9 protein-coding genes are annotated in these 12,799 nt (G+C 42.2%); 4 read left to right on the top strand and 5 right to left on the bottom strand.

Annotation, left to right across the window (positions count from 1 at the left end; genetic code table 11):
- The first annotated feature begins 625 nt into the window (after nt 1-625).
- From OCU87_RS18275 to OCU87_RS18265, 3 genes are all read left to right on the top strand, one after another.
- A complete protein-coding gene (locus OCU87_RS18275; protein ID WP_261859019.1) occupies nt 626-1,552 on the top strand; it encodes a Rossmann-fold NAD(P)-binding domain-containing protein in 927 nt (308 codons plus the stop codon).
- Between the two features lie 171 nt (nt 1,553-1,723).
- Nucleotides 1,724-2,158 carry a thioredoxin TrxC gene (gene trxC / locus OCU87_RS18270; protein ID WP_062691224.1) on the top strand — a complete coding sequence of 145 codons (435 nt, stop codon included), beginning with the start codon at nt 1,724-1,726 and terminating at the stop codon, nt 2,156-2,158.
- A 181-nt stretch (nt 2,159-2,339) separates the two neighbouring features.
- On the top strand, nt 2,340-3,191 hold the full coding sequence (locus OCU87_RS18265) for a hypothetical protein (RefSeq protein ID WP_094958374.1): 852 nt from the start codon (nt 2,340-2,342) through the stop codon (nt 3,189-3,191).
- A 103-nt stretch (nt 3,192-3,294) separates the two neighbouring features.
- Here OCU87_RS18265 and OCU87_RS18260 read toward each other — a convergent pair whose 3' ends face one another.
- The 3 genes from OCU87_RS18260 to OCU87_RS18250 all read right to left on the bottom strand — a co-directional run bounded on the left by OCU87_RS18260 (nt 3,295) and on the right by OCU87_RS18250 (nt 7,378).
- Nucleotides 3,295-4,836, bottom strand: a complete 1,542-nt coding sequence (locus OCU87_RS18260; RefSeq protein ID WP_261859018.1) for an alanine/glycine:cation symporter family protein — start codon at nt 4,834-4,836, stop codon at nt 3,295-3,297.
- 274 nt (nt 4,837-5,110) lie between these two features.
- The gene (locus OCU87_RS18255; RefSeq protein ID WP_261859017.1) at nt 5,111-6,388 is read right to left on the bottom strand and encodes a sensor domain-containing diguanylate cyclase; all 1,278 of its coding nucleotides are present in this window, start codon (nt 6,386-6,388) and stop codon (nt 5,111-5,113) included.
- A 174-nt stretch (nt 6,389-6,562) separates the two neighbouring features.
- Nucleotides 6,563-7,378 carry a helix-turn-helix transcriptional regulator gene (locus OCU87_RS18250; protein ID WP_261859016.1) on the bottom strand — a complete coding sequence of 272 codons (816 nt, stop codon included), beginning with the start codon at nt 7,376-7,378 and terminating at the stop codon, nt 6,563-6,565.
- A gap of 129 nt (nt 7,379-7,507) precedes the next feature.
- Here OCU87_RS18250 and tyrS point away from each other — a divergent pair, with 129 nt between their 5' ends.
- Nucleotides 7,508-8,779, top strand: coding sequence for a tyrosine--tRNA ligase (gene tyrS, locus OCU87_RS18245; protein WP_261859375.1), 1,272 nt, complete (start codon nt 7,508-7,510; stop codon nt 8,777-8,779).
- Nucleotides 8,780-8,877: 98 nt separating this feature from the next.
- Here tyrS and OCU87_RS18240 read toward each other — a convergent pair whose 3' ends face one another.
- Both OCU87_RS18240 and OCU87_RS18235 read right to left on the bottom strand, forming a co-directional pair.
- Nucleotides 8,878-10,512, bottom strand: a complete 1,635-nt coding sequence (locus OCU87_RS18240) for a methyl-accepting chemotaxis protein (RefSeq protein WP_261859015.1) — start codon at nt 10,510-10,512, stop codon at nt 8,878-8,880.
- Between the two features lie 360 nt (nt 10,513-10,872).
- Entirely contained in the window at nt 10,873-12,684 is a 1,812-nt protein-coding gene (locus tag OCU87_RS18235; protein ID WP_261859374.1) for an SgrR family transcriptional regulator, read from the bottom strand.
- Between the last annotated feature and the right edge of the window lie 115 nt (nt 12,685-12,799).

Here is a 12,799-nt window from a genome sequence, read left to right as displayed (position 1 = left end):
GGTTATCTCATCATATCTAGGGCAGAAAGGACATCAGTGTCCGTACACGTCATTAACTATCACTGATGAAAATGTGTGGAGCAGCATCTTCTCAGTACTTTATGTTATGTTATGTTGGTATTATTCAATTTTTTTTGAAAAACTCAACTTTTGTTTTCAGATATTGGTGAAAATTTTAAAAATCACGGGTTAAGATCAAAAAAAACTGTGGGTATCGTTTGCTTTTGTTTAAATTTACATCGTATTTTAAACTTTTGTTTAGCAAAAAAGTGAGACACACATCGGTATCTAAACTAATTTTTAAACTATAAACACCCTAAATAAATCAATCATGCTGAATAAACCAACTGTATTTATGCGATTTTTTTGCAGTTTAGACATGAGCCGTAAGCCAGCATCGGTATTCCCCTCCTTGAGTTGCATGAAATTAGGTTAAACATGCACAACATATACCGCATTTGAAACACCCTCTTACACCTAAACTTCATGTGTTATGCGATTAGCATCGCAATCCCTTTTTATTCTATATAAAACAATAGTCAGCCTCTGGTTTGATTCGCTATAAAAGATAGAGCAGACAATACACACAAAGAAATATAAATAATCATTGTAGCGAGAGGTAAAGATGAAAAGAGCCTTAGTGTTAGGCGTAGAGCATGTGATGGGATCATGCTTATGCGAATCTTTGACTCAGCATGAATGGGATGTGCTTGGCGTTGTTAGTGATACTGAAACTACTGCACCAATACTGGGAAATTTAACATTAGCAGAGCTACTACCTGAAGACCTTGATTTTCTATATCAACTCGCTGAAGAAGTCGACACCGTCTTTTTTCATCAGCCTTATGAAAGTGACGAAACCAACGCCCCTTTTTCATTAGAAACCATCATTACGTTATGTGAAAATCTGAAGCTTCAATTGGTTATCACAACCAATCAATACGACTTCAGCACAAACTGGCTACCGTCTTTAGCTTTCTGGCGTAAAAAGAACCCCATTCCAGTCTCTGTTCCAAGCGCTCTCCTTCAGCGGTTAGAAGCCGCAAGTTCACATTGTGAACAGATACATGTTGTCTGCTTAGGGCATACATTAGATTGCCGCAATAATGAAGGCTATCTCGGGTTATTGATCAAAGAGACTGACGATCGCCTGTATATCCAATCACCAAGCGCTGCCAATTTACAACACCATTGGACCTATTTGCCTGATCTTGCAAGCTCGATTGCTACACATCTTACAGATTGCCCTAGCCAAGCCAATAAAGGATCACTCCACATCAGTTATTACGCTGGCCATGAAGCCAGTATTGCTGATATCGCGCGTTGTCTGACTCTAAGCTCGGGTAAGCCAGTATTTATTACGCCACTGCCTTGGTTAGCCATGGATGTTATTAGCTTATTTTCACCTCTTTTCAGGCGCTTTATGCATTTACGTACGTTGTGGCAGCAAGGAATTGTGACACCCCGCTCGCACTCATTAAGCCAATCATCAGAGCAAACTCCATTAGCATTAGCGTTATCGCAATCTTGGCGTAAGAAAACGATCAAATAATAGAATAACCAGATGCTCGGCAGCGGAGACAGCAAGGCTACGCCCACCGAGCTTAGAGTGATAAAGCAAGCCTTCATCGATTCTATCTATTACAGCCATTCAAATAATCCGCTTTAGCTTTAACTAATGAACAGTTACATTGTTTTCATAGTCAGTACAGGAAGAATAATGATGACAACAATGACCACACGCTGCCCACACTGTAAAGCAATGAACCGTTTACCTATTGAACGTCTTGAAGAGACTGCAACTTGTGGCGCTTGTAAAGAAAACTTGATTGACGGCAAACCCGTTGAAGGAACAAGCGATAACTTTCTTTCGCTAATTCAAAGCGACACACCTGTTGTTGTCGATTTCTGGGCTCCGTGGTGTAACCCATGTGTTGGCTTTGCTCCCATTTTTGAAGATGTGGCTGCTGAAAAATCAGGGGCTGCACGCTTTGTTAAAATAGATACCGAAGCGCAACAAGCGCTAGCAGGACAATACCGTATTCGTAGCATTCCAACGATTATGGTCTTCAAAAATGGTCAGATGATTGATCAATTAAATGGCGCGCTGCCAAAAGGGCAATTTAACCAGTGGTTAGATGAAACGCTGAGTAAGTAGCTATTTGTAACAGTTATTTGCCAATGATCGTTAAAAGTAAGCCACCGCTCTGTGGCTTACTTTTTACCGCATTCCTATTTGCTTCCCATCAATAGAAATCACTTCGTTTCATTTCTAAGACATCCAGCTTCAGCGTGACTCTTTTACACTTGTTTAACCCCTGTCTGTAAAAGAGGCGTGTATGGCTATATTTCAAAAATCACAACAATGGTTGTTAACGACTCTACTGCTAACACTAACAGCCTGTAGCTCTACCCCCTTACTCACTAAATCATCCGATCTGCTTTTTTTACATTCCACCCAAGTCTACATTGACATGACCGATGCTCGTCGAAATGGTTCGGTAGTTGATAAAGGTCTGTTTTATCCTAAAGATACCTATTCTTTTGCATATCGTTATTGCGCCACCAGCCCAGAAAGTGCCACCACTGATATAGCCGAGTACCAACAACTCGCAAAGCGTACCTGTGATGCAAATCAAGGGAAGTTAGTTCATCAGTCCACAGGGACTTGGTGTGTAAGTAATGCCAACACTATTGAAGAAGCGCCTATTTTTTATGCCCGAATTTCAAGCACAGAACTTTGGGCTGATCTCTGCCTTGATGGCCCATTTGTTACAATGCGTGTAATAGAAAATACGGATGCCGCCGAGGATGAATGGCGAGCATCGGCCAAAATATTAGGTTACCAGCCTTACTCTTCAACTAGGCAGTTAATGTCTAAAAACGACAGCTACGGTCAGCTATATCAAACGCCAGTTGCCCCACTCGACGATCAGACATGGGATCAGGAAAGCTTATATATCTACAATTCCACAGGGCAAACCGTCTGTTTATATGATCAAGCAAACAATAGCCCTCTTGGCCATACCTTTTTAGGTACAGTCGAAAGTGTCGATGTAGGGAAAGTTCGGGTCTTAGTAACAGCAAAAATGAAAGGTGATATTCGTACCGCCCCCATTATGGAAAAACTAGAATGGCACGACCGAGCTTATATCACGGCACCAGCCCACTCATGGTTTGTTTGTGGTTAATACTGACTACTGGCGGTTAATATAAACGAAACAAAAAAGAGGCTACCCATGGGGTAACCTCTCGCATTTTAATCCTTCAGAGCCTTATATCTCATCTGGATGACTACACCGTTGATTTAGCGGGAGCACTGCCATCTGCATCTTCTGGTTTAACCGCTGTTTTACCATGGAATTTTTTCTCCCAGTAATCCGCGCCTTTAATGCCAAGTTTTACAGGGTCAAACGTAAATTCTGTCACGCCTGCTTTTTGCTGTGCTTCATAATCTTCCAGCGCTTTAAGTGCGGGTTTTGACATAAAGAAGATAATTAAAATACCCACAATATTCAGCCACGCCATAACGCCAACACCAACATCACCCATAGCCCACGCCAGATCTGCGGCTTTTACCGTACCGTAGAACACCGACACCATCAGGACAATCTTCAACACAAACATCATGCCCGACACTTTGAACTTACGACGAATGAACGCAATGTTCGTTTCTGCAATGTAGTAGTAAGCCAATATCGTAGTAAAGGCGAAGAAGAACAGTGCAAAAGCAATAAATGGTTTTCCTAACCCTGGTAGCGCACTTTCAATCGCCATTTGCGTAAAGACAGGACCATTTGCGCCAATTTCTGCCGATAGGTTCTGAACTAAAAATGCCCCTTCTCCACCACCATGTACATTGTAAGCTCCAGTAAGAAGAATCATAAATGCAGTAGCAGAACACACTAGCAGTGTATCGATGTAAATAGAGAATGACTGAACTAAACCTTGCTGTGCTGGGTGCTGAACATGCGCAGCCGCGGCAGCATGAGGGCCTGTACCCTGGCCTGCTTCATTAGAGTAAACACCACGCTTAACACCCCAACCAATTGCAGCACCAAAGCCCGCCATTGGTGTAAATGCATCACCTAAAATCATCATGACAATACCAGGTACTTGGCTGATGTTTAGTAGAATGATAACAAACGCGATAATGATGTACGCCAATGCCATAAATGGCACAACAATTTGCGTAAAGTGCGCAATACGCTTAACACCACCAAAAATGATAAAACCAAGAATGATTGAAATTATGGTGCCAGTCGCAATTTTTGCGAAGCTAAAGGTGCCAATCGCAGTTTCGATCATCGCTCCTGAACCAAATGCAGCTTCAACAGCGTTACCGATACTATTTGATTGCACGCCGGGTAGTAATACGCCACACGCAAAGATCGTTGCGATCGCAAAGATCCAAGCATACCAACTTTGTCCCATACACTTTTCAATGTAATAGGCAGGGCCACCACGGAACTGACCTTCGTCCTCTTCTTTGTAAATCTGTGCCAGCGTCGATTCAGCGTACGCGGTCGCAGCACCTAAAAATGCAACAACCCACATCCAAAAGACGGCACCGGGGCCACCAAAACCAATGGCAGCAGCAACACCTGCAATGTTACCCGTACCAACTCGGCCTGATAATGAAACAGCTAGCGCCTGGAAAGATGAGATCCCTTTATCTGAACTTTTCCCCGATAACAAAAGACGCCACATTTCACGAAAATGACGTAATTGTACAAAGCGCGTAGTAACGGAATAAAATAACCCCGCCCCCAAACACAAGTAAATAAGTACTGGGCTCCAAATGATTCCATTCAGAAAATCGACTACTGATTGCATGAAACACTCCCTGTTTTACATTGCTTTTTGATTGATTTGTATACGGCATAATAAACACAATGTAACTAAGATGTTAAGGGTTATATTTCAAGGGTGGTTTTGGTGTGATTTAAAGCACATTTATCTATATCGAGGAGTGAATAGGAGATGTTTCTTAAGTGTGCGCTAGAGTGATGGCAAGAAGTACTATTTTGCAACAATATTCAGTACTGTGAATCGATGGATAAAGGAGGGAAAAACACTATGCGGCTAAGGTGATAACAGTAGATCTGGTTTACGACTCACTCTCAATATCATTGAACAAAGCCACGCAATTCTTACCCTTACGTTTCGCTTTGTATAATGCACGATCGGCTTTAGATACCAGTTGATCATATGTGGTAATTTCAGGACAAATCGTTGCCACGCCCATACTTGCAGAAAAAAACAATGGTCCAAGATCTGTCTCTACAGCCACTTGTGATAACGCCTCACACAACCGATTTGCCACTGCCGCAGCTTGCGATTGGTTATGCCCAGGTAAGCTCAAAATAAACTCTTCGCCACCCCAGCGCCCAAGAATATCGGTACTTCTTAAGTTCTGAAGACTGACAGCTGCAAATAGACACAAAATTTCATCACCCACCTGATGCCCGTACTGATCGTTGATCTGTTTAAAATTATCTAAATCGATCATCACACAACTTAATGGCTGGTTTTCCGTTTTGGCGACGTCAAACTGCTGAGCCAGAATCTCTGAAGTTGCTCGGCGGTTCAGCAAATTGGTCAGTCCATCATAGTTAGCCTGATGTTCAAGTTTCTCACGCAATATATGTTGCTCTGTAATATCCATCGCAGTCACTTGTACCGCGAGTTCACCATTCCAAGTGACAAGGCGCGATAACAAACTTAACCAAATAGTGGAGCCATCAGCCCTAAAACCTTTCACTTCTGCTTTAATTGTTTCAACATCGCCATTCATTAAAGCGGCGTTTTCATCGATAGCTTGTTGGTGAAATGCTTGGGTGATCAAAGAAAGAATGGAGTTTTTGGCAATCAGTTCTTGCTCGTTTTTAAAACCATGCATTTGTGCATACGCTTTATTGCAAAACAGCGGCCTAAGATCGCGGTGCACAATAATGCCTTGAATAGAGCCATCTATCAGTTCGCGATACCGTTCTTCACTGGCTTGAAGTTGCCTTTGCGTGGCAATTTGGGAACTTAGGTCAATAATGGTGATTTGCATTGCAGGTTCGCCTTTCCATTCAACCACATGGTCAACAGTCAGCACGATTAATTCATTACCAGCATTATCAATATTTAGATAAGAGCGCACACCGGGCTTCAAACGACCAGACATAACCCCGCTATACGTATCAAGCGCTTTAGTGTGCTCAGGTTCAGAGATAAGTTGAAGCAGTGAAGGTAACGCGAGTACTTCTTCACTTAATGTATAACCATAATAATTAGCGTAAGCCTCATCTGCGTAAAGGGGCTTAAAATCACGATGTACAACGACACCATAATGAGAGTCAATAAAGAACTTTTCATCTTTAGGCGTTGTTGTTATCACTAAATTTCTCACTTAAATCTTTTACAACCATTTCGCTGCATATCACATCAGAAAAGAGGTCAAACGGGTTATATAGTACACGTTTCCACAATTTCCTTGTAGAAATATATTCATGGTTATTTAGGCAATTAACGCTCGATTAGCTTCTCCTTAAGAATCATCTAAATAAATACGCTACTTAGCTGCATCTATCGTGATTAAATAATTTAAAAACAAACCAAAAAGCTCACTCACCGATGACACATTTAAACTCGCGTATATTTTTTTACGGTGATTTTTAACAGTGCCGAGCCCAATGCCAAGCTGCTGCGCAATGTCTTTTGAGTCAAATCCTTGAACGATTAATTTCAGTACAGCATGCTCACGTTCGGTTAAAACAGCCAACCCAAATTCATCAATGGCTTGTGCCACGATATAACGAATACGCGTATTATTCGCTGGCGCATCAGCCAATAAAAACGACTGATTTAACCAATGCTGTCGACTCAAGGCTGCAATAACATCAAACATCGCCTGTAAACTGCGTAATTGCTTTTTCTTCTCTACTGAGAACAGCCCCGCCGCCTTGCTTTGTAAGTAACCGAGGTTAATCACCACCCATCTATCGCTATCAAGGGGGATCACTAACCCGACTTCATCATGCCAGCCAGTCGATTGGTAAAAATCATTCACATAGTCAGGGTTAATGCCCAGCTTGTCGGCCAGCGCATCATGCAGATACACGCCTTCCGCAAGCCCCTCTTCAAAAGCACGGTAAAACGGATCATCTACATAAGAACGGTTCAGGTAATGTTGAAACAATAGCTCCCTGTTTTCCGATATCGCATCGTATAAATACACAGGCCGACGTTGACGGCTATAACCCAAGATCACCACACAATCAAAATCGACATGCTGTCGAATAAATGCCACCAAGGCGGATGCGAAATTCGCTTTATTCTGAGCATCGATGGCTTGCGTTAACGCTGTTAACCACGCCGTATTATTCATTGTTCTCTTTCATACGGATAAAACGATGCACTTAGCATAACAAAAAGACCATTCTATCCCTATAGGGATAACAAAATGTCTGTCACTTCACGTCAGGATAGCTGCATATCTCGTTCTACAGGAATCAATATGTCGACTATCAACCAAGACTTATTTAATGAATTGCAACAGCGCGGGCTGATTGCACAAGCATCTAACAGCGATGAACTGCAACAACACTTGGCTGAGTCACGCACTGTCTATTGTGGTTTCGATCCGACAGCAGGCAGTTTACACATCGGTCACTTGGTTCCTTTAGTCATGCTTCGACGTTTTCAACTTGCCGGCCATAGTGCTGTTGCACTCGTTGGTGGTGCCACCGGTATGATTGGTGATCCAAGTTTTAAAGCCAATGAACGTACACTTAATAATGAACAAACCGTAAAGCAGTGGGTTGCAGATTTACGCGGCCAAATACAGCATGTATTACATAGTGAACAATCAGATACCGCGACCATTTTGAACAATGCTGATTGGATTTCAGGCATGAATATCATCAGTTTTTTCCGTGATATTGGTAAGCATTTTTCAGTAAATGCGATGATCAATAAAGAGTCCGTAAAGCAGCGTTTAAATCGCCCAGAACAAGGGATTTCATTTACAGAGTTTTCTTATTCATTACTGCAATCATACGACTTTGCGCACCTTAATCAGGAGCATGACTGTAGCTTGCAAATTGGCGGGAACGATCAATGGGGAAACATTACCAGTGGTATCGATTTAACGCGCCGCTTAAACCAACAGAAAGTCTTTGGTTTGACGCTACCGTTAATCACTAAATCAGATGGTACGAAGTTTGGTAAAACGGAAAGCGGTGCTGTATGGCTCGACCCGACCAAAACATCACCCTACAGCTTTTACCAGTTTTGGTTAAATAGTGCTGATGCTGATGTTTACAATTTCTTGCGTTACTACACTTTCTTAAGTGTCGACGCTATTGCAGACATTGAACACCAAGATTCGATTCATAACGGTAAACCGCAAGCACAGCAAATACTGGCAGAAGCCTTAACAACGTTGGTGCACGGTGAAGACGCGCTACTTTCTGCACAAAGTATTAGTCTCGCACTATTCTCTGGTGAACTACAGTCGCTCACGCTGGCTGAATTGCAACAATTAGAGTTAGATGGTCTACCTTGTAGCACCCTTGATACTACACTTTCACTACCAGCTATACTGGTGAAGAGTGGTCTTGCATCGTCTAACAGACAGGCTCGGGAGTTTATGGCTAATCAAGCCATCAGTGTTAATGGCGAAACAGCTATTTCCGATGACCTTAGCACCTACTTACCACTACAACAGCAGTACTTAGTCTTACGTAGAGGTAAAAAACAATTTCATCTGCTGCGTATTGAGAAGTAAATAAACAATTCCCATTAACAGCCATACAAGAAAAAGCCTTACTGGATTCAGTAAGGCTTGAAATGTTTACAGATAAATAAGAGCTGAGTTTATGTTAGCTACACAATCTTAAAACGCCCGACCATGCTTTGAAGGCCCGTTGCTAGTTGGCTCAATTCAACACAGGCTTGCGACGTTTGTTCTGAACCCGCCGCTACGCTATGAGAAGACTCATTAATATTCTCGACATTTCGGCTAAGCTCTTCAGTCACGGATGTTTGCTCACTGCATGCACTTGCTATTTGCATGTTCATGCTAGCAATTTGGTTCACCCCACCTTCAATTTGTGAAATGTGTGTGCCTGTTAGCTCTGTTTGTTCAACGCAAGACTGAATTAACACACAACTTTCTTTGGTTGCCTCACCGGTGTCTTTCGCCCGTTTTTGTAGCTTTTCGATAATCGCAATAATCTCGCTGGTTGATTCAGAAGTACGCCCTGCAAGAGTCCTAACTTCATCAGCCACCACAGCAAAGCCGCGTCCCTGATCGCCAGCGCGTGCCGCTTCAATGGCCGCATTTAATGCGAGAAGATTAGTTTGCTCTGCAATACCACTGATCACGTCAACCACCATGCTGATGCTGGCTGAGTCTTGCTCTAATTGAGTCACCATTTCGCCAGCATGCCCAATAACACTAGCGACACGTTGAATTTCTTCGATGTTCTTCGTAACTACGCGGGTACTTTCATTCGCGTCTTCCGTTGCTTTGTTGGCGGCGCTTGAAGCATCTTCGGTGTTATTTGCGACTTCTTGTACTGTTGACTGCATCTGGTTCATGGCCGTTGCAATCATAGTCAGTTCATCTTGCTGGTGCTTCATGCCGTCCGATGCGTTTGATGAAACCGTACTCACTTCTTCAATCGCCGCACTTAACTGAGTAACCGAGCTTGAAATATCATTCACTAAGTCACGCAAGTGATCTTGCATGGTGACACATGAATCAGCTAAGACACCAAGTTCATCATTACCAATATTTTCTCGATTTAAACGGTGAGTCAGATCGCCCGCTGCAATTTTACCTGCAAGAGTAGTCACAAGCGATAGAGGCAAACAAACCTGACGAGTTAAGAATAAATTCATAACAACCATGAAAGCGATTAATAATAGGATGCCAATGAATGTAAATGTATTTGACTGCTGAACATTATTTAATGCTTGCTCTCTTTCACTCATACTTTCTTCATTAGCTAGGTTTAATAGTTTGTCTAGAGAGCTTTGAAGAGTATTGAATGCCTGATAGGAATCATATGTAATTTTATTCGCGAGAGCTATTTCTTTATTTTTTATTGCTGATGAAAAACCATTCTTGCTCGATACATATATATCCCAATCTCTAATAACACTCTGAAGTTGATTACGATATTCAGATGAGATCGACATTGATTGAAGCTGTTCTAGCATGGCAGAAACGTTACGATTCGCTTTTTCAATACTGGTTAATACCGTATTCACTTCGTCTTTATTACTATTGGATAACAGAAAAAACTCATCCATTCGTAGCGTTGCAATATCTGTTTGTAAATCTTGTACCAGAACGATCCTTGGCATAGTGCCATCTGTTATGTCTAGTAGATTACTTTTGATAGCTGAAATTTCTGAAATTAAAAAATAGCCTAGTGCAGCAACAGCTAAGCCTATAGAAAAAAAGACAACGCCAATCTTTTTCCCTACAGATAAGTTCTTATAATGCATCATTAACGAACCTTATATAAATAATATAAATCGGAGGTGAGAAGTTAGCATATCATATAGGTGACGGTATAAGTGTCAAATAATAAAGCAAAGATAAAGCGACGTACTGTAAGTATTTGCTTACATGTAACTGTAAATAAAAATGTCAAAATTCAGTGACAAAAACAAGGCGTTTTTTTTATAAAACCCAAGGGGATTTAATTACTTGTTTGTGATTCTCATTCAATATTTTATTATAACAACACACTAATTTTATAAACCACAGCTTTAAAGTTCATATTTTATTTAATAACCAAAAAATTTAGCTGGTCTTGCCTGATAAACAAAACCAGCAGTAATTGTGATCTTCGAGTACAAATTGACTCAATTCTCAATCCACACGTCTTTGATTTCGGGCCATCCCCAATTTGTTATTGCAACGCCTTGTAAAACATCCTGAAAGCGAAGTGTTTGTTTATGGTGGTATAAAGGCACGAGCCAAGAGGCATTAATCATTGCGGTCGCTAAAGGCTCAATTGCAGATAAATAAGCGTCTAGCTGAGTGGTTTGTCGAATCGATACTAACTGTGTAGTTAACCACTCTCTTTGTGCGGTCAAGAGCAAGTTATTAAGTAGCGGATCTGCATATAACCACCTAAATGCCGATGCTGGGCGGTTATCATCAAGGCTGGTGCTGGTTAACACCAAATCTTCGCGGACTGAGTCTGCTCGGATCTGTGCTTGAAGCTGTTCATAGCTATAACCTATTGTTGATGTTTGCACCCCTTTGTCTTCCAGCAGCTTGGCTATTCCCTGTGCCGCATTACGTAAATCACCTTGATCATAGTGCGCAATAGACAGTTTCTTGGGTAAAGGGCATGCGTGCGTTAGCGGCGTATACACTGCGGTCCAAATTGGTAGCAGATTGGTAGCAGCTTGTAAGCCTTGAAGATCTTCTGTCGTACCAACGGCTTGTAATATCTCTCTCGGTGCTAAATAAGCACGTAACCAATGCCGCTGTTCTTCCGTTAATACTGACTGTCGCTGATTAAACACAAGGTACACACAGCCATGCTCTAGTAAGGCTCGTTGCATCTCCGACTGCATAATACTGGCTTGATCATATTCAGAAGCACCTCTGTGCGTATCTGAAGCGCTCCCTTCAACTTGATTGCTATCTAGGCATTGCAGATACTGCCGACATGTCGGTAATTCTGGGAAATCGTCGTTAATCACCGCACTGGCTTCGCCATCTAACGTTAATTTCTTTTTCTTAAAAGTCGGCACATGCCAAATAGTGACTTCATCGGTTAACGCACGGCAGGCGTAGTAATGCGGAAATGCTTGTAAGTGCAGTTTTTCTTTTGTATGACTGACGACTTGGAAGGGCCCACTCCCTATTGCACGCTTCGAACTTGTCGACAATTGATTAGGTGGCTGGATTGAGTATTTAGGGTCAGCAAGTAACCCTGCAAAACCCAAATCCGCTTGGGTTAGTTCAAACACTAAGGTGTGTTCGCGTGTGGCAGTCACTGACGCAAGGTGGGCTAAATCCTGCTGATAAGTCGTCTGATGCTGTAACTGCGTAATAAGCTGCGCAATCAACGGCGCTGTTATTTCACTGCCATCATGGAAAGTGAGCCCTCGGCGGAGATAAAACTTCCAGCAGGTACCTGTACTATCATGCTGCCAATGGTGAGCTAAATCCGCCGCGATATTGCCATCGGCATCGCAGCGAACAAGGCAACTGTATATTTGTCGTAAAAAGAAACGTTCACTATTACGCTGTGGCTCATGCGGAACAATTCGACTGAATGGGCGGTAATAGGTTAACTGTAGATGTAACTCTCCTGAACGCTGAGTCGCACCCGATGTGTCTTTCAACAAAGAGCCAAACCACTGCTGATTCCCATCCAGCATCTCTAGCGCTTTATCATAATACCCCGCCTCGACGAACTGTAAGGCAATGATCTGCTGCAACTCTTTAAGCCCAAGGTGCAGTGTCAGAATCGAACGCTGGTTTCTTCCTACACTCGGCTGCCATGTTAGCCAATTGACCGCCTGCATTTGTCCCAACAAATTACGCGCATGACGCAAACTGGAACTCAACTTGTCAGCAACCTCACTCAATGTCAGTGATAATTCTTCTTTTACGCCGAGTGGGATTAACCTTGAATAATAACGAAATAGTTTCACTTCCTGCAAAACAAGCACCTTAGCCTTTTATTTTTTCCGTATTTTAGTCAGATATGGTGACTTTTCCTAGATATCCCGTCCTAAAACGATAAATACGGCACTACATTAGATAAAG

Source organism: Photobacterium sanguinicancri, from assembly GCF_024346675.1.
Lineage (GTDB): Bacteria > Pseudomonadota > Gammaproteobacteria > Enterobacterales > Vibrionaceae > Photobacterium > Photobacterium sanguinicancri.
The sequence above is the reverse complement of the archived record's forward strand: the minus strand, read 5'-3'. Positions and strand labels throughout refer to the sequence as shown.

Bases quoted from the DNA above. Each gene is read 5' to 3' on its own strand.
- OCU87_RS18265 (WP_094958374.1), top strand. From the start codon at position 2,340: ATGGCTATATTTCAAAAATCACAACAATGGTTGTTAACGACTCTACTG.
- OCU87_RS18260 (WP_261859018.1), bottom strand. From the start codon at position 4,836: ATGCAATCAGTAGTCGATTTTCTGAATGGAATCATTTGGAGCCCAGTA.
- tyrS (WP_261859375.1), top strand. From the start codon at position 7,508: ATGTCGACTATCAACCAAGACTTATTTAATGAATTGCAACAGCGCGGG.
- OCU87_RS18275 (WP_261859019.1), top strand. From the start codon at position 626: ATGAAAAGAGCCTTAGTGTTAGGCGTAGAGCATGTGATGGGATCATGC.
- trxC (WP_062691224.1), top strand. From the start codon at position 1,724: ATGACAACAATGACCACACGCTGCCCACACTGTAAAGCAATGAACCGT.
- OCU87_RS18240 (WP_261859015.1), bottom strand. From the start codon at position 10,512: ATGATGCATTATAAGAACTTATCTGTAGGGAAAAAGATTGGCGTTGTC.
- OCU87_RS18250 (WP_261859016.1), bottom strand. From the start codon at position 7,378: ATGAATAATACGGCGTGGTTAACAGCGTTAACGCAAGCCATCGATGCT.